This is a genomic window from Streptomyces sp. NPDC006140 (assembly GCF_040628815.1).
In the GTDB taxonomy this organism is placed as follows: Bacteria; Actinomycetota; Actinomycetes; order Streptomycetales; family Streptomycetaceae; genus Streptomyces.
Window position 1 is genome coordinate 43,715 of sequence record NZ_JBEXTS010000008.1, and the last position, 16,981, is coordinate 60,695.

The following is a 16,981-nucleotide window of genomic DNA, read 5'->3' on the forward strand; positions in this document are numbered from 1 at the left end:
GATCGCTTGCACTATGCCCTGTGGAAGCTGACCCTGAAAGCACCGGGCGCGCATGGCCCGGACCGACACCCGGTGGTGAGCCAGATGGTTCTCGGCAGCGACCTCAGGCGGGGGAACGCGACAGGGGGCCCGCGCACCGCGGGACGGGGCACGGCGATCACGGCCGCCCTCGTACTGGCCCTCTTCCCGGCCCTCGCGGCATGCGGCGACGACAACGGCGGCGGAGACGGCACCACGCCACCCACACCGACCGCGGAGCGCACCACGAGCGCCCCGGCCAGCGCGCCCGCGGACCGTGCGGCGGCCGAGGCGGAGATCAAGCGGAACTGGCAGAAGTTCTTCGACCCGAAGACCTCCGCCCAGGACAAGGTCGCCGTCCTGGAGAACGGCGACCGGATGGCCCCCGTCCTGGAGGCCTTCAGCGGTGACGCGCGCGGCGGGCAGGTGCAGGCGCAGGTCACCAAGGTCGAGTTCACCTCGGCGACCGAGGCGGACGTGACGTACACGCTCACCCTGAAGGGCGCCACCGCCTTGCCCGACGCCTCCGGGACGGCCGTGGAGCAGGACGGCACCTGGAAGGTGTCCGCCAAGACGCTGTGCGCGCTGGTGCAACTGAGCGGCAATGCGTCGCCGGTCCCGGGCTGCTGAGGCCGTCGCCGCCGCGCTGCTGCTCGCCCTGAGCGCGGCCTGCGGCAGCCGGCTCCCGGAGAGCGACTTCGAGCACGACGACCGCAGCCCCGCGCCCCGCGACACCGCGCCGCTGCGGGTCGGCATCATCACCAGCGCCACCAGCCCCGTCGGCGGCGCCGCCTTCACCGGCCCGCGCGACGGGGCCAGGGCCTGGTTCGACCGGCTCAACGCGCGCGGCGGCATCGACGGCCGCCGCGTCGAGGTGCGCCTGTGCGACGACGGCGGCAGCGGCGTCGGCAACAACGAGTGCGTGCACAAACTGGTCGAGGAGGACGAGGTCGTCGCCCTCGTCGCCACCACCGCCCTCGACTACGCGGGCGCCTCGCGCGTCTCCCGCGCGCGCGTGCCCGACATCGGCGGCCAGCCCATCGGCGCCGCCTACGACACCTATCCGCACCTCTACGGCATCTACGGCAGCCTCGCGCCCAGGAACGGCACCACCGGCTGGGACGGCACCCTGTACGGCGGCACCGAGGTCTACCGCTACTTCAAGCGCGAGCACGGCGCCCGCACGGCGGCCGTCGTCTCCTACAACCAGTCCGCGTCCGCCGCCTACGCCCGGCTGGTCGAGCGGGGCCTGCGCGCCGAGGGCTACCAGGTCGTCACCGAGCAGGTCGACTTCGCCCTGCCCAACTTCCGCGCCGTCGCCGCCGACCTGAAGGAGCAGGGCGCCGACCTGGTGTTCGACGCCATCGACGGGCACGGCAACGCCCGGCTGTGCCAGGCCATGGACGAGGTCGGCGCCGACGTCACCGCCAAGGTGACCAACGTGCAGAACTGGACGTCCACCGTCGCCGCCGACTACAAGGACGCCCCGCGCTGCCGCAACGCCCTCTGGGCGACCGGCTCCAGCCGCAACTTCGACGACACCCGCCACCCGGCCGTACGGGAGTTCCGCGAGGCGACGAAGGACCTGAAGACGCACTCCCAGTGGCAGCTGGAGGGCTGGGCGGCCGCCCGCTGGTTCACGGACGCCGCGCGGTCCTGCGCGCGCACGGGCATCACGCGCGCGTGCGTCGACGCCTACATGAACCGCAGCCAGGGCTACACCGCCGGCGGCCTGCTCCTCCCCGTCGAGTTCGCACGGCTGCCCGAGCCGCCGAAGACCAGCGACACCTGCCTGTCGGTGGCCCGCTGGCAGGACGGGAAGGGCTGGGTCGGCCAGGGGGACATGAACCGCACCTGCTTCACCGTCCCGCAACTGCCCTACACGCCTTGAGGACAGCAGCTGTCCGCAAGGGCTGGCAGACTCGCCCCATGTTGGAGACCTCGGCACGTCTGCTGCGTCTGCTGTCCCTGCTCCAGGCCCACCGCGAGTGGTCCGGCGCCGACCTGGCCGACCGGCTCGGCGTGAGCGCCCGCACCCTGCGCCGGGACGTGGACCGGCTGCGCGAACTCGGCTACCCGGTCAACGCCAGCCCCGGCACCGGCGGCGGCTACCAGCTGGGCGCGGGCGCCGAACTGCCGCCGCTGCTGCTGGACGACGACGAGGCCGTGGCCGTGGCCGTCGGACTGCGCACGGCCGCCGGACAGGGCATCGAGGGCATCGGCGAGACCTCCGTCCGCGCCCTCGCCAAGCTGGAACAGGTGCTGCCCGACCGGCTGCGCCGCCGCGTGGGCGCCCTCAACGCCTTCACCGTGCCCATGCTGCGCGGCCCGGCGCCCTCCGCGGTCGACCCGGCCGTGCTGACCGAACTCGCCCACCTGTGCCGGGACGCCGAACGGCTGCGCTTCGAGTACGAGGGCCACGACGGCACCTCCTCCCGCCGCACGGTCGAACCGCACCGCCTGGTGTGCACCGAGCGCCGCTGGTACCTGGTCGCCTGGGACCTCGACCGGCAGGACTGGCGCACGTTCCGCGTGGACCGCCTCACGCCCAAGCCGCCGCACGGCCCCCGCTTCCCGCCCCGCGAGCCGCCCGCCGAGGACCTCGCCGCCTACGTCTCCCAGGGCGTCTCCACGCGCGTGTACGCCACCCACGCCGTCGTGCGGCTCCTGGCGCCCCTGGAGGAGGCCGCCGCGCACATCTCGCCCTCCGCCGGAGTGCTTCAGGCCGAGGGTCCCGACACCTGCCTGCTGCGCTGCGGCGCGGGCAGCCTCGACGTGATGGTCATCCACGTGGTGATGCTGGGCTTCGAGTTCGAGGTGCTGGAGCCGGAGGGGCTGATCGAGGCGGTCAGGAGGACTCGCGACCGGCTTGATGGGGCTCTGGCTCGGGCTGCGCAGTCACCGCCGCGTACTCGGGATGGTGCAGGTCGAACGCCGGCGACTCGGAGCGGATCCGGGGCAGCGTCGTGAAGTTGTGCCGGGGCGGCGGGCAGGAGGTCGCCCACTCCAGGGAGCGGCCGTAGCCCCAGGGGTCGTCGACCTCGACCTTCTCGCCGTACTTGGCGGTCTTCCACACGTTGTAGAGGAACGGCAGCGTCGAGATGCCGAGCAGGAACGCGCCGATGGTCGACACGGTGTTGAGCGCCGTGAAGCCGTCCGCCGCCAGGTAGTCGGCGTAGCGGCGGGGCATGCCCTCGGCGCCCAGCCAGTGCTGCACCAGGAACGTGGTGTGGAAGCCGACGAAGAGCGCCCAGAACTGGATCTTGCCGAGCCGCTCGTCGAGCATCTTCCCGGTGAACTTGGGCCACCAGAAGTAGAACCCCGCGAAGATCGCGAAGACGACCGTGCCGAAGACCACGTAGTGGAAGTGCGCGACCACGAAGTACGTGTCCGTCACATGGAAGTCCAGCGGTGGCGACGCCAGGATCACCCCGGTGAGCCCGCCGAACAGGAACGTCACCAGGAAGCCCGTCGCCCACAGCATCGGCGTCTCGAAGGACAGCGAGCCCTTCAGCATGGTGCCCGCCCAGTTGAAGAACTTCACGCCCGTCGGCACCGCGATCAGGAAGCTCATGAAGGAGAAGAACGGCAGCAGCACCGCGCCGGTGGCGAACATGTGGTGCGCCCACACGATCATCGACAGGCCGGTGATCGCCATCGTCGCCCCGACCAGCGTCAGATAGCCGAACAGCGGCTTGCGGCTGAAGACCGGGATGATCTCCGTGATGATGCCGAAGAACGGCAGCGCGATGATGTACACCTCGGGATGGCCGAAGAACCAGAACAGGTGCTGCCACAGGATCGCCCCGCCGTTGGCCGCGTCGAAGACCTGCGAGCCGAACCGCCGGTCCGCCTCCAGCACCAGCAGCGCCGCCGCCAGCACCGGGAACGCCATCAGGATCAGGATCGACGTGAACAGCGTGTTCCACACGAAGATCGGCATCCGGAACATCGTCATGCCGGGGGCGCGCATCCCGATGATCGTGGTGATGAAGTTGACCGCGCCCAGGATCGTGCCGAAGCCGGACAGCGCCAGACCCATGATCCACAGGTCGGCGCCGATGCCCGGCGTGCGTTCCGCGCTGTTGAGCGGGGCGTAGGCGAACCAGCCGAAGTCGGCCGGCCCGGAGGGCACCAGCAGCGAGCCGAGCACGATCAGCCCGCCGAAGAGGAACAGCCAGTACGAGAACATGTTCAGCCGCGGGAACGCGACGTCGGGCGCGCCGATCTGCAGCGGCATCAGCTCGTTCGCGAAGCCCGCGAAGGTCGGCGTCGCGAACAGCAGCAGCATGATCGTGCCGTGCAGCGTGAACGCCTGGTTGAACTGCTCGTTGTTGATGATCTGGAGCCCGGGCCGCGCCAGCTCGGCCCGCATCAGCAGCGCCATCACGCCGGCGACCAGGAAGAACACGAACGACGTGATCAGGTAGAGATGGCCGATCTTCTTGTGGTCCGTCGTCGTGAGCCAGTCGACCACCACCCGCCCGTGCCGCGTCCGCTGTTCGGGCGCCGTCGCCTGTACGGTCTGCGTCCCCATCGCTCGCTCGCCCCTTCGCTCATCGCGTACCGGGCCCGCCGCAGCCCGCGCCACACGTCCCCGCGAGCCCACGTCATGATGCTCGCGGCACCGCGGGCTCCGACAGGGGGCGTACCGGCCTCTTCACGCCGAAGCCCTGCCAATTCCGGTGCGGTGTACCGCCCCGCGGACCCGGTGCGGGGCCGGAATGGAACGAGTCCCGGGGGAACTTCTCCCGGGTCATTCCGACGGGCTTTTCCATCAGCTCATGCGACTGCCGGGAATTACGGTCGAATGCCTGCGGAAGGCCTACGGAACCGCTCGTCCGTGTGACCGGCACTCCCCGAAACGCCTGTCGTGATCTTGTGACAGAAGCGTGACAGGAGACGGACGGCGACCGGGGTCGCGGGCCCGGCCTTCCCCGGTCGCCGGGCAGGACATAGCGTGGCCGCATGGCACCGATTCCGACACCTTCCGCGGAACCCGACGACAGCCCGGACACCTATGTCGGCCTCGCGGCCGACCGGGCCGAACGCCTCGCGCGCGAGCGCGGCTGGGCGACGGTGCGCGCGCTGCCGCCGGGGGCGATCATCACGATGGAGTACCGCGTGGGCCGGCTGAACTTCGAGGTGAAGGGCGGCCGGGTGGCGCGGGCCTGGAAGGGCTGAGACACGGCGAAGGCCCCGGTTCCGCTCGGGAACCGGGGCCTTCGCCCTGTCCGGCCGGGTGTGCGTACCGGCCCGGTCGTCCGCCGTGGTCAGCCGCCCGTCAGCGGCCGGGCCGAAGGGGTCGAGCCGCGCGGGTGGCGCTCCGGCTGCGGGGGCCGGCGGCTGCCGGCGGGGGTGATCGGCGTGCGCTCCGAGCGGGACGTGTGCGGGCCCGGCGCCAGGTAGGCCGGGGCACGGGGCGAGCGGGCCGCGACGTCCTCCCGGTCGGCGGGCAGCGGTGTGACCACCGCGGGCGGGGGGCCGGCCGGGGCGGTCGCGGCCCGGCTCCGGCGCTCCCGCCAGCGGTCCCGCAGGTCGAAGATGCGCTCCTCGGACCGGGCGATGAGCGGCTCGAACCAGGGCAGGGCGAGCAGGATCAGCAGGCCGGCGGCCCAGCCGAGCAGCACATCGCTCAGCCAGTGCGTACCGAGATAGACGGTCGCCATGCCCACGCCGAGCGAGGTCACGGCGGACACGGCGGACAGCCAGCGGCGCGCTCTCGGAGTGGAGGCCAGATAGGCCAGGATTCCCCAGGTCACCACGGCGTTGGCGGTGTGACCGCTCGGAAATATATCGCCGCCGCGCCACATCTCGTTCGAGCCGATCACCGTCGCGTAGTGCGGTCCCAGGCGGCCCATGCCGTACTTCGCGGCGCCGACCGTCACGTTCAGCAGCAGCAGCGAGACGCCGAGGGCGAGCAGCGGGCGCAGCGTGTGCTGCCGCCAGGAGCGCCAGCCCAGCCAGGCCGCGACCATCACGGCGGTCGGGCCGCGCTGGCCGAGCACCACGTAGTAGTCGACGAACCAGTGGATCCCCGACCACTGCTGGTACGGCCGGAAGAACATGACCTGCCAGTCGAGCCGGACCAGCCAGGACGTGATGATCACGGCCCACACGATCGCGCCGTAGAAGGCCAGGGTCGCCGCGAAGAGCACGATGCGGTGCCTGCTCATCTTCGGCACATCGATGTGGGCCGGTCGTTCCGGCTCACGGTCCAGCCGGGCGAACACCCGGTCCAGACGGGTGAGCTTCGGTTCGGTACGCACCCAATCGACGTTACAGCGAGTGAGCTCAGATCCCGGTCGAATCAACGGCTTTGTGATGACGATGTGATGTGGGATTCCTCTCAGGAGGGGGTTTATTTCCAGCGAATCTGCAATCGTCGGCCGCCGTGGCCTTCAATTCCTTTGATCATTCCGGGGGCGGGTTTTATCGCGCTTTTGAATTCGTTCACCGGAGCATGGGGCGGAATTCTCCCGGCGCTCACAGCGGGTCAGGGCGGACCGGAGCCGTTCAGCCAGAACGCCCCGTACGCCGCCGAGGCGACCGCCACCGCCCCGAGCACCCAGGCTGACCTGCGGATACTCCGCCTCGCCAGGGCCAGGGCGAGGGGCAGCAGCAGGGGGAAGGCGGGCATCAGCAGGCGCGGTTTCGAGCCGAAGTAGCTCGACGCGCACAGGGCGAGCGCGGTGACGACGCCGGTGTAGACCAGCAGCGGCAGCGGCTGGCGCTGACGTACGCCGACCGCATACAGCCAGATGACTGACGCGACCCCGAGGATCAGCCCCACGCCGGCCAGGGCCGAGGGGAACGACGTGAACTTTTCGCCGACGAACCGGGCGAACGCGTAACCGCCGTCGAAGCCGTTGCGCCAGCCGGCCTGGACATCGAGATAGCCCAGCGGGCCCTTGCCCGTGCGGTGGCCGACCCAGAGGACGTAGCCGGCGGTGCCGAGGGGCGCGAGCAGCATGCCCAGGACGCGGCGGGCCCGGGGGCGGTCGCCGGCGTGGGCGGCGGGGTCGTCGTCCCGCCGAGCGCCTCCGCCGGCCGAGCCGGCAGCGTGCGTCCCGCCGTGCGCGCCGTCCGCCCCGGCCGCGCGCCGCTCCCGCACGAACGAGACCACCGCCGTCACCCACACGGCGGCCACCACCGCCACCCACACGGCGGCCACCACCGCCACCCCCACCGGACGGGTCAGCCCCGCCAGCAGGGCCAGCACGCCCGCCGTCGGCCAGCGGCCGGTCAGCACCGCGTACAGGGACCAGGCGGCGAGCGCCGTGAACAGGGACTCGCTGTACGCCATCGACTGCACGATCCCGACCGGCAGGACGGCCCACAGCAGCACCGCGCACACCCCGGCCCGGCGGCCGTACACCCGGTCCGCCACCGCGAAGATCCCCCACGCCGCGGCGAGCGAGGCGAACAGGCTGACCAGGAAACCCCCGTCCGCGTACGACAGCGGGGACACCGCCGCCACCAGCCGCTCCAGCCACGGCAGCAGCGGGAAGAACGCGAGGTTCGAGTGCACGTCCCCGTTCGCCAGCCGCACCTCGTAGCCGTAGCCGAGTTCGGCGACCCTGGTGTACCAGAGCGCGTCCCAGCGGGCGGTCAGCAGCGTGTACGCGCTCTTGTCCCGCGCCGCGCTCCACAGGGCCAGGACGATCAGGCCCAGGGCGCGTACGGCCGCGTACCCGAGGAGCGCCGGGGCCGCCCGGCGCAGCGCCCCGGCGCGGGACGGGGCCGCGCGCGTCTCAAGATCGGTCACGGGCCCGATTATCGACCGGGGCGGGAACCGGCCGGTCGGCCGGGGCGTGGTCGACGAGGGGGTGAGTGACGTACACCACATCTCCTGGTCGAAGCTGTGAGAGGTCCGCCACTGGGCTCCGGCGCGGACTCGCGTACGCTGACGTGTCACTCGCTTTTCGTTTGCGCGGGCCGGAGACCACCGCTCCTCTCCGGCCGAGTCGCGGGGGCGTCCCCCACCCCGTGAGCCCGCCGATCGCGAGGAACATCTTGGAGGTACGTACATGTCCGGGACGACCACGGCCGCCGCTGCGCTGCGCCGTCGGGCGGCCGGGGCCGGTGCCAACCGCTGGGTGGTCCTGGTCGTCCTCTGCGTCAGCCTGCTGCTCGTCGCCGTCGACGCCACCGTGCTGCACGTGGCGGTCCCCGCCGTCACCGAGGACCTCAAGCCCGGCGGGATCGAGCTGCTCTGGATCGTCGACGTCTACCCGCTGGTCTGCGCGTCGCTGCTGATCCTGTTCGGCACGCTCGGCGACCGCGTCGGCCGCAGAAGGGTCCTGCTCCTCGGATACGCGCTCTTCGGCGTCGCCTCGGCCCTCGCCGCCCTCGCGGACAGCGCGCAACTGCTGATCGTGGCGCGGGCGCTGCTCGGGGTGGGCGGCGCGATGATCATGCCGGCGACCCTGTCGATCCTGCGGCAGGTCTTCCCCGACCGGCGGGAGCGGGCGCTCGCGATCGGCGTCTGGAGCGCCGTGGCCGCGGTGGGGGCCGCGGTCGGACCGCTGCTCGGCGGCTTCCTGCTGGAGCACTTCTGGTGGGGCTCGGTCTTCCTCGTCAACATTCCGTTGATGCTGGTCAGCCTCCCGGTGGGACGTCTGCTGCTGCCGGAGTCGAAGGGCGACGGCAACGGGCCCTGGGACGTCGTCGGCGCGCTGATGGCGGCCGCCGGTCTGTTCGGCGTGGTGCTGGGCGTCAAGCGGCTCGGGGGCGGGGAACCGGTGGGGAGCCTGTTCACCGTGCTGCCGCTGGTGGCGGGCGCGGCGCTGCTCGTGGGGTTCGTGCGGCGGCAGCGGCGGCGGGAGCATCCGCTGGTCGACCTCACGATGTTCGCCCGGCCGGCGTTCAGCACGTCCGTCGGGTGCATCGTGCTGGCGATGCTCGCGCTGGTGGGCCTTGAGCTGATCGCGGCGCAGTACCTGCAACTGGTGCTCGGGCTGTCGCCGCTGGAGACGGGGCTGCGGCTGCTGCCGCTGACGTTCGCGGCGATGGCGGCCGGGCTGGCCGGGGCGCGGATGCTGCGGTGGTTCGGGCCGCGGCGGATGGTGTGCGCCGGGTTCTGCCTCACCGCGTTCGCGGTGGTGCTGCTGACGGCGCTGGGCCGGACCGACGACTGCGCACTGATGCTCACCGGGTTCGTACTGCTGGGCTTCGGGCTGGAGACGACGCTGTTCGGGGCGTACGAGTCGATGCTGAGCGAGGCGCCGCAGGAGCAGGCCGGTGGTGCGGCGGCGATCGGGGAGACGTCGTACCAGCTGGGGGCGGGGATCGGGATCGCCCTGCTCGGCAGCGTGATGAACGCGGCGTACGCGCCCGGGCTGTCGGGCGTGCGCGGGGTGCCGGAGTCGGCGTCCTCCTCGGCGGGGCATTCGCTGGGGGAGGCGTACGAGGTTGCTGCGCAGCTGGGCGGTTCCGCGGGTGTTGCTCTGCGGCATGCGGCCCGGGACGCGTTCGTGCACGGGCTGCATGTGACGTTGCTGGTGAGTGCGGGGTTGTTGCTGCTCGGGGCGGTGATGGCGTTGCGGTTGCCGCGGGTCATGCAGTGTGAGGCGGGGGCGGTGGAGGTACCTGCCCCTCGGGACGCCGCGGAGTCACGCGTCTCGGTGTGACCCACCTTGGCCCACCACGCCCGCCCGGAGCTGTCGGGGGAGGGGCTGGGGTCGCCTGTGGGGGTGCTTCGTCGTCGGCGGGTGCCGGTGGGTGTGTCGCTTTTGCCCACCCACGCACCGCCGTAACTGCCAACTGAGAGGTCGAGGTTTCCCGTGGGGGTGGGCGGCCTGGCGGCTGGCGGGGTGCGTGGGGCATTGTTCATCCGTGCGCCGCCCGTAGGAGTTGGGCGAGAGGTGAAGTCGCCCGGCGGCGGGTCGCGTCGGTTGGCGGCTTGCGGTGCGTGTCGGGTTCCGGGCGGCTCGGGGGTCTGGCGCATGGGGCCTGCAGACGCCGACGGCGAAGTACCCCCACAGGTGACCTCGACCTCTCAGTTGGCAGTTACGGGTGGTGCCGGGGTGGGCGGGCGTCGTAGCGTCTTGGCTAGCGGTGCTAGTTAAAGAGTCTCGGAGGGTGTCGATCATGTCCGGTCCGTCCAAGCTGCCTCCCTTCGATCCCGCCGACCCCCTCGGGCTCGACGACCTGCTGGAACCGGAGGACCTCGGCATCAGGGACACCGTGCGGTCCTGGGCCGCCGACCGGGTGCTGCCGTACGTCGCCGAGTGGTACGAGAAGGGCGAACTGCCCGGCATCCGGGAGCTCGCCCGGGAACTCGGGAGCCTCGGTGCCCTCGGAATGTCCCTGGAGGGGTACGGCTGCGCCGGGGCGAGCGCCGTGCAGTACGGGCTCGCCTGCCTGGAACTGGAGGCCGCCGACTCCGGCATCCGCTCCCTCGTCTCCGTGCAGGGCTCCCTCGCCATGTACGCCCTCCACCGCTTCGGCAGCGAGGAGCAGAAGCAGCAGTGGCTGCCCCGCATGGCCGCCGGCGAGGTCATCGGCTGCTTCGGTCTCACCGAGCCCGACCACGGCTCCGACCCCGCCTCCATGCGCACGTACGCCAAGCGTGACGGCACGGACTGGATCCTCAACGGCCGCAAGATGTGGATCACCAACGGGTCGGTCGCCGGAGTCGCCGTCGTCTGGGCGCAGAGCGAGGACGGGATCCGCGGGTTCGCCGTACCCACCGACGCGCGTGGGTTCTCCGCGCCGGAGATCAAGCGCAAGTGGTCCCTGCGCGCCTCCGTCACCAGTGAACTCGTCCTCGACGACGTACGGCTGCCCGCCGACGCCGTCCTCCCGGAGGTCACCGGCCTGCGCGGACCCCTCAGCTGTCTGTCGCACGCCCGGTACGGGATCGTCTGGGGCGCCATGGGCGCGGCCCGCAGCTGCTTCGAGGCCGCCGTCGACTACGCGAAGTCACGGGAGCAGTTCGGGCGGCCCATCGGCGGCTTCCAGCTGACCCAGGCCAAACTCGCCGACATGGCGGTGGAACTGCACAAGGGGATGCTGCTCGCCCATCATCTGGGGCGGCGGATGGACGCCGGCCGCCTGCGTCCCGAGCAGGTCAGCTTCGGCAAGCTCAACAACGTGCGGGAGGCGATCGAGATCTGCCGCACGGCCCGCACGATCCTGGGGGCCAACGGGATCTCCCTCGAATATCCCGTCATGCGGCACGCGACGAACCTCGAGTCGGTGCTCACCTACGAGGGCACCGTCGAGATGCACCAGCTCGTGCTGGGCAAGGCGCTCACCGGGCTCGACGCCTTCCGGTAGACCCCGGCCGGTGAACCGCGGGGGCAGGGCCGGTGAGCGGCCCTGCCTCAGCTCTGGTTGAAGAAGCCGTCCGTGCGGTGCGCGGCCGGGTCGCCGTTCACGATCTCCGTGTTGGCGGGGGTCAGCAGGAACACACGGGTCGACACTCTCTCGATCGAACCGCGCAGGCCGAAGATCAGCCCGGCCGCGAAGTCGACCACACGCTTGGCGTCGCCGGCGTCCATGGCCGTGAGGTTCATGATGACCGGCACGCCCTCGCGGAACAGCTCGCCGATGGCGCGGGCGTCCCGGAAGCTGTCCGGGGTCACCGTGCCGATGCGGCGGCCCTTCTCCTCGGCGACGTCCGAGGCCACCTTGACGCGCGGATCGGTGACCCAGGCCTCCCCGGGCTCGGTCCCGTCGGAGTAGTCGTCGTCGTAGTAACGCTCGTCTTCGTTGTCGTCGACGAGGCCAAGCCAGGCACTTGCCTTGCGTACCGATCCCATGGACGCCTCCTCTCACAGCGGTCTTTCTGCTTTCCGCACCCCTATGGTCGTCCATGATGCGGATGGCGCGCCAAGTGGATAGACGCCGCGCGGGGGGTTTGTGACGGTACTGGTGCACAGCGAATCCGTCGAGAGTCCGTGTGTCCCAAGGGTCGTTTCCCAAACGGCTGCTGACTGTGAGTGAAATACGATTCTTCTCGGCGTCCGGGTGACGGGCGGGGCGTACGGGTGAATGGCCCGGTCGATACGATGCCGCAGCTCAGCGTCGTAACGAAGCTCGGGGGAGCGCCGTGTTCGGAATCGTCAGGCCCTGCAGACACCGTCTCGGGGAGAAGCTCACCAGCCAGTGGATGGCGCATTTGTGCGGACTGTGCCTCGCACTGCGCGGCGACCACGGACAGTTCGCTCGAATAGTGACGAACTACGACGGGCTTCTCATATCAGTTTTGACGGAGGCTCAGGCCGATCCCGGTGCGGCGGGGCGGCGTACGGCCGGGCCGTGCCCGTTGCGCGGCATGCGCACCGCCTCCGTCGCGCACGGCGAGGGGGCCCGGCTGGCGGCGGCCGTGTCCCTGGTGCTGGCCTCGGCGAAGGTGCGCGACCACGTCATCGACGGCGACGGGCTGTTGGCCCGCCGGCCGGTGGCGCGCGCCGCTCGCCGGGTCGCCGCGAGCTGGGACGCGGCCGGCGCCCGTACCGGCACCGCCGTGGGGTTCGACACCGCCCTCCTGGTCGACGCCGTGGACCGGCAGACCGGCATCGAGGCGCTGGCCGGGCCCGGGACGCCGATCCTGACGGTCACCGAACCGACCGAGACCGCGACGGCCGCGGCCTTCGCCCACACGGCCGTCCTCGCCGGCCGGCCGCGCAACGCCGCGCCGCTCGCCGAGGCCGGACGCCTCTTCGGACGCCTGGCCCATCTCCTGGACGCCGTGCAGGACCAACACACTGACGCGGCGTCAGGCGCCTGGAACCCGATCGCCGCGACCGGTACCTCACTGGCGGAGGCCCGGCGGCTCGCCGACGACGCGGTGCACGGCGTCCGGCTGGCGCTGCGGGAGGCGGAGTTCACCGACGGGCGGCTGGTCCACCGGCTCCTCGTGCACGAGCTGCGCGCCTCCGTCGACCGCGCCTTCGGCACGACGAGCTGCGCGCACACCGCCGGCCCCCGGGCGGCCGGCCCCTACGCGCCGCCCGGCACCGGCGCCCCGGGCGGACCCGGCGCCCCGCTGCCGCCCGAGCCGCCGCGCGGCGACCGGCGCGGGATGCTCGCCGGGTGCGCGGTGTGGCTCGGGCTCGCCTGTACGTGTCAGATGTGCTGCGGCACATATCACGACCCGTGGACGGGTGAGCGCAAGGAAGGACAGTGCGGCAACTGCGACTGCAGCGGGTGCGGGGACTGCTGCAGTTGCTGCCAGTGCTGCGGCGAGTGCGGTGAGACCTGCGGCTGCGACGGCTGCGACTGCGGCTGCAGCTGCTGAGGTGATGCCGGGCCGCCCGGTCCGTTGGGGGACGTGGGGCTGCCGTAAAAGATCGTTCCGAGGCCGACGGCCGAAAGGCCCCCTTGCGCCGACCGTCCGTTCGGCCGAATACTCCCTCCCAGCGCTTGTCAGGGGCACGGCGTGTTCGGAATCCGGACTGCCGGTCCCAGGCTGCGCCTCACGGGCCCACAACCCCACGAGGGCCCCCGACTTCCTTTGTGGAGGAACGAAAAGTGAGGATCAAGCGCACCACCCCCCGCAGCGGCATTTCGAGACGGACCCGGCTGATCGCCGTTTCCACCGGCCTCGTGGCCGCCGCAGCGATCGCGATCCCCAGCGCGAACGCGTCCGACGCCCCCAGCACCTTCAGCGCCGCCGAGCTCAAGAGCGCCAGCGGCTCCATATTGAAGGCCGACATCCCGGGCACCGCCTGGGCCGTCGACAGCAAGACCAACCGCGTGCTCGTCACCGTCGACAGCACGGTCTCCCAGGCGGAGATCGCGAAGATCAAGCAGCAGGCCGGCGCCAACGCCGACGCGCTCACGATCAAGCGCACCCCCGGCAAGTTCAACAAGCTGATCCAGGGCGGCGACGCCATCTATGCGAGTAGCTGGCGCTGCTCCCTCGGCTTCAACGTCCAGAACAGCAGCGGTCAGCAGTTCTTCCTGACCGCCGGCCACTGCACGGACGGCGCGGGTACCTGGTACTCCAACTCCGGCCGCACCACGGTCATCGGCTCGACGACCGGCTCCAGCTTCCCGGGCAACGACTACGGCATCGTCCGCTACAGCGGCTCCGTCAGCCGGCCCGGCACCGCGAACGGCGTGGACATCACCCGCGCGGCCACGCCCAGCGTGGGCACCACCGTCATCCGCGACGGCTCCACGACCGGTACGCACAGCGGCCGCGTCACCGCCCTCAACGCCACCGTCAACTACGGCGGCGGCGACGTCGTCTCCGGCCTGATCCAGACCACCGTCTGCGCCGAGCCGGGTGACTCCGGCGGCCCGCTCTACGGCAGCAACGGCACCGCGTACGGTCTGACCTCCGGCGGCAGCGGCAACTGCTCCTCCGGCGGTACGACGTTCTTCCAGCCGGTCACCGAGGCCCTGAGCGCCTACGGCGTCAGCGTCTACTAGGCCGGTCGGGCCCGAGGTCCGCAGCAACCTGTGCCCCCGTGCGCTTCGGCGTGCGGGGGCTTTTTCGGGTGTGCGGGCAGGGGCGAAAACCAGCCAAGTGCAGACCTCACAGAGTGCGCACATATTACTCACACGTAATGTTTGCAGTGCGAACGGGAGTTGATTGGGTGCGATTTGACCGTGGACGGTCAAAATAAGGGGGCGTGCGAAGCGCTGTCTACGCGCGTCTCGAACTCACCCTTGTGTGCTCCCCGTTGTCCTCGGAATAGTGGGCGCTCGTCAACCAAGCCTTCCGGTTCGCGAGGTCCCCACAACCTCTCGGGCCGACCCCCCACAGGAGGACGTGAGTTGAAGCACCGACGCATACCCAAGCGGCGTGCGGCCGTGGCAGGTGCGGGTATCGCCGCACTGGTCGCCGCGGGAGTGACGTTCCAGACCGCGAACGCCAGCGAGACCCCGGAGGCGTCCGCGCCCCGGACGCTGTCGGTCACGGCGGCCGGAAAGCTCGCCTCGACGCTGGCCGAGGACCTGGGCGCCGACGCGGCGGGGACGTACTACGACACGAAGAGCAAGAGCCTCGTGGTGAACGTGCTCGACGAGGCCGCCGCGCAAGCCGTCGAGAAGGCCGGGGCCAAGGCGAGAGTCGTGGCGAACTCCCTCGCCGAACTGAAGAGCGCCCGCAGCACGCTGAAGCAGGACGCGACGATCCCGGGCACCTCCTGGGTGACCGACCCGACGACGAACAAGGTCGTCGTGACCGCCGACCGTACGGTCTCCAAGGCCGAGTGGACGAAGCTGACGAAGGTCGTCGACGGGCTCGGGGCGAAGGCCGAACTCAAGCGGACGAAGGGGGAGTACAAGCCCTTCATCGCCGGCGGTGACGCCATCACCGGTGGCAGCGGCCGCTGCTCGCTGGGCTTCAACGTGGTCAAGGGCGGCGAGCCGTTCTTCCTGACCGCCGGGCACTGCACCGAGGGCATCTCCACCTGGTCCGACTCCAGCGGCAAGGAGATCGGCACCAACGCGGACTCCAGCTTCCCGGAGAACGACTACGGGCTGGTCAAGTACACGGCGGAGGTGGCTCACCCGAGTGAGGTGAACCTGTACAACGGGTCGACCCAGAAGATCACGGGTGCCGCCGAGGCGACCGTCGGTATGGAGGTCACGCGGAGCGGGTCGACGACGCAGGTGCACGACGGGAAGGTCACGGGGCTGGACGCCACCGTGAACTACGGCAACGGCGACATCGTGAACGGGCTCATCCAGACCGACGTGTGCGCGGAGCCGGGGGACAGCGGTGGGTCGCTGTTCTCGGGGAGCAACGCGATCGGGCTCACGTCGGGTGGCAGCGGTGACTGCACCTCGGGCGGGGAGACGTTCTTCCAGCCGGTGACGGAGGCGCTGTCGGCGACCGGGACCGAGATCGGCTGACGCACGGGTTCGTGAGGCCCCGCCCCTTGTGAGGGGCGGGGCCTTCTTCTGTGTTCAGGTCTTGCGGCGGGCCGCCGCCGTCAGTGTGATGGCCGTGCCCGCCAGTGCCCATGCCGCCAGTACCAGGAGGGGGCCGGTCATCGCGTGGGTGTCGAAGTAGGCGATCGAGCGTGTTGCCCAGGTGCCGGCGCCCGGGGGCAGGGCGGGGCCGATCGCCTTCCAGAAGGGTGGGAGGAGGGGTGGGGGCAGGGCGCCGCCCGCGCTGGGGTTGCCGAGGATGACCACCAGCAGGATGACCAGGCCGATGCCGATCGTGCCGAAGAGGCCCTGGAGGGCGAGGGTGGCCGCGCCCACGGCGAAGATGATCAGGGTGCCCAGGCCCCACAGGGCCGCGGTGCTGCCGGGGACGGCGTCCAGGACCGGGCCCGCGATGAGGGCACCGCCGAGGCCGCCGATGATCGCGACCAGGGCCAGCACCGCCAGGCGGATCGCGGCGCGGGTGGGGTCGGCGGGCTTTGCCCCGGCGCTGATGGCCAGGGCCGCGGCGCCCAGGTAGCCGCCCACGCTCCAGCCGATCACCAGGTAGAAGGACGACAGGCCGTTGGGGTCGTGGCGCGCGGACGGGATCACGTCGCTCGTGCGCAGGGTGCGCTGCTCGGACTTCTCCAGGGTGGTGATCAGGCTCGTCAGTGTGGTGGACAGGACCCTTCCGCCGCCGGAGGCGACCAGGAGGGTGTCGGTGGTGCCGGTGGGGTCGATGACCAGGGCGGCGTCGATGTCGCGGGTCATGATCTGGTTCCGGGCCGTGGCCTCGTCCGGCAGGGCGCGGGGGTCCAGGGGGGAGCCCGGGAGGCGTTCCAGCCGGGTCACCGCCTGGGCGGACGCGTCCTGGGGGGCGACCACGCCGAAGGGCACGTCCCTGGGCTTCGGGTCGTGCAGGGCGCCTACGTAGGAGGCGATGAAGAGCAGCTGGAGCGCGATCACGCCGAGGATGAGCAGGGTGGCCCGGGGGGTGACGGCGTCTCTCACCTCGGCGAGGAACGAGCGGTGCGGCATGCCTCCACGGTCGGGGGGTGTGCGGTGTTTCCGCAGGTGGGGCGGGGCCGAACGGATGTCGCACATACATTCGAGGATGGGGGTATGG

The 16,981-nt window shown here is 71.3% G+C and carries 13 protein-coding genes and 1 pseudogene; 9 read left to right on the forward strand and 5 right to left on the reverse strand.

Annotated elements, in window-relative coordinates:
* The first annotated feature begins 84 nt into the window (after positions 1–84).
* Genes ABZ386_RS21300 through ABZ386_RS21310 form a run of 3 tightly spaced genes read left to right on the forward strand, consistent with a single transcriptional unit; the run spans position 85 to position 2,988 of the window.
* On the forward strand, positions 85–648 hold the full coding sequence (locus tag ABZ386_RS21300; RefSeq protein WP_351342940.1) for a hypothetical protein: 564 nt from the start codon (positions 85–87) through the stop codon (positions 646–648).
* A complete protein-coding gene (locus tag ABZ386_RS21305; protein ID WP_351342938.1) occupies positions 623–1,909 on the forward strand; it encodes an ABC transporter substrate-binding protein in 1,287 nt (428 codons plus the stop codon). Before ABZ386_RS21300 ends, ABZ386_RS21305 begins: the two co-directional genes overlap by 26 nt.
* A gap of 38 nt (positions 1,910–1,947) precedes the next feature.
* Complete coding sequence (locus ABZ386_RS21310) at positions 1,948–2,988, forward strand: YafY family protein (RefSeq protein ID WP_351342936.1); 1,041 nt, start codon at positions 1,948–1,950, stop codon at positions 2,986–2,988.
* A gap of 43 nt (positions 2,989–3,031) precedes the next feature.
* Here the strand turns inward: ABZ386_RS21310 and ctaD are convergent.
* Positions 3,032–4,555, reverse strand: a pseudogene (gene ctaD / locus ABZ386_RS21315) (cytochrome c oxidase subunit I); the annotation flags it as partial.
* Positions 4,556–4,986: 431 nt separating this feature from the next.
* On the opposite strand from ctaD, the gene ABZ386_RS21320 reads away from it, so the two are divergent.
* Positions 4,987–5,202 carry an I78 family peptidase inhibitor gene (locus ABZ386_RS21320; RefSeq protein ID WP_351342934.1) on the forward strand — a complete coding sequence of 72 codons (216 nt, stop codon included), beginning with the start codon at positions 4,987–4,989 and terminating at the stop codon, positions 5,200–5,202.
* A gap of 89 nt (positions 5,203–5,291) precedes the next feature.
* On the opposite strand, the gene ABZ386_RS21325 is transcribed toward ABZ386_RS21320, so the two are convergent.
* Both ABZ386_RS21325 and ABZ386_RS21330 read right to left on the reverse strand, forming a co-directional pair.
* Complete coding sequence (locus tag ABZ386_RS21325; RefSeq protein WP_351342932.1) at positions 5,292–6,287, reverse strand: phosphatase PAP2 family protein; 996 nt, start codon at positions 6,285–6,287, stop codon at positions 5,292–5,294.
* Between the two features lie 227 nt (positions 6,288–6,514).
* The gene (locus ABZ386_RS21330) at positions 6,515–7,786 is read right to left on the reverse strand and encodes a hypothetical protein (protein ID WP_358965543.1); all 1,272 of its coding nucleotides are present in this window, start codon (positions 7,784–7,786) and stop codon (positions 6,515–6,517) included.
* Positions 7,787–8,048: 262 nt separating this feature from the next.
* Here ABZ386_RS21330 and ABZ386_RS21335 point away from each other — a divergent pair, with 262 nt between their 5' ends.
* Both ABZ386_RS21335 and ABZ386_RS21340 read left to right on the forward strand, forming a co-directional pair.
* On the forward strand, positions 8,049–9,650 hold the full coding sequence (locus ABZ386_RS21335; RefSeq protein ID WP_356618041.1) for an MFS transporter: 1,602 nt from the start codon (positions 8,049–8,051) through the stop codon (positions 9,648–9,650).
* 460 nt (positions 9,651–10,110) lie between these two features.
* Positions 10,111–11,301: an acyl-CoA dehydrogenase family protein gene (locus ABZ386_RS21340; protein WP_358965545.1), complete on the forward strand. Its 1,191-nt coding sequence runs from the start codon at positions 10,111–10,113 to the stop codon at positions 11,299–11,301.
* 47 nt (positions 11,302–11,348) lie between these two features.
* On the opposite strand, the gene ABZ386_RS21345 is transcribed toward ABZ386_RS21340, so the two are convergent.
* Positions 11,349–11,786, reverse strand: a complete 438-nt coding sequence (locus ABZ386_RS21345) for a cell division protein SepF (protein WP_114251168.1) — start codon at positions 11,784–11,786, stop codon at positions 11,349–11,351.
* A 290-nt stretch (positions 11,787–12,076) separates the two neighbouring features.
* Here ABZ386_RS21345 and ABZ386_RS21350 point away from each other — a divergent pair, with 290 nt between their 5' ends.
* The 3 genes from ABZ386_RS21350 to ABZ386_RS21360 all read left to right on the forward strand — a co-directional run bounded on the left by ABZ386_RS21350 (position 12,077) and on the right by ABZ386_RS21360 (position 15,837).
* Positions 12,077–13,267: a DUF5685 family protein gene (locus ABZ386_RS21350; RefSeq protein ID WP_351342923.1), complete on the forward strand. Its 1,191-nt coding sequence runs from the start codon at positions 12,077–12,079 to the stop codon at positions 13,265–13,267.
* Between the two features lie 233 nt (positions 13,268–13,500).
* Positions 13,501–14,406 carry a S1 family peptidase gene (locus ABZ386_RS21355; protein ID WP_351342921.1) on the forward strand — a complete coding sequence of 302 codons (906 nt, stop codon included), beginning with the start codon at positions 13,501–13,503 and terminating at the stop codon, positions 14,404–14,406.
* A gap of 348 nt (positions 14,407–14,754) precedes the next feature.
* A complete protein-coding gene (locus ABZ386_RS21360; protein ID WP_351342919.1) occupies positions 14,755–15,837 on the forward strand; it encodes a S1 family peptidase in 1,083 nt (360 codons plus the stop codon).
* A 54-nt stretch (positions 15,838–15,891) separates the two neighbouring features.
* On the opposite strand, the gene ABZ386_RS21365 is transcribed toward ABZ386_RS21360, so the two are convergent.
* Positions 15,892–16,893: a DUF3533 domain-containing protein gene (locus ABZ386_RS21365; RefSeq protein WP_358965547.1), complete on the reverse strand. Its 1,002-nt coding sequence runs from the start codon at positions 16,891–16,893 to the stop codon at positions 15,892–15,894.
* Positions 16,894–16,981 lie beyond the last annotated feature (88 nt).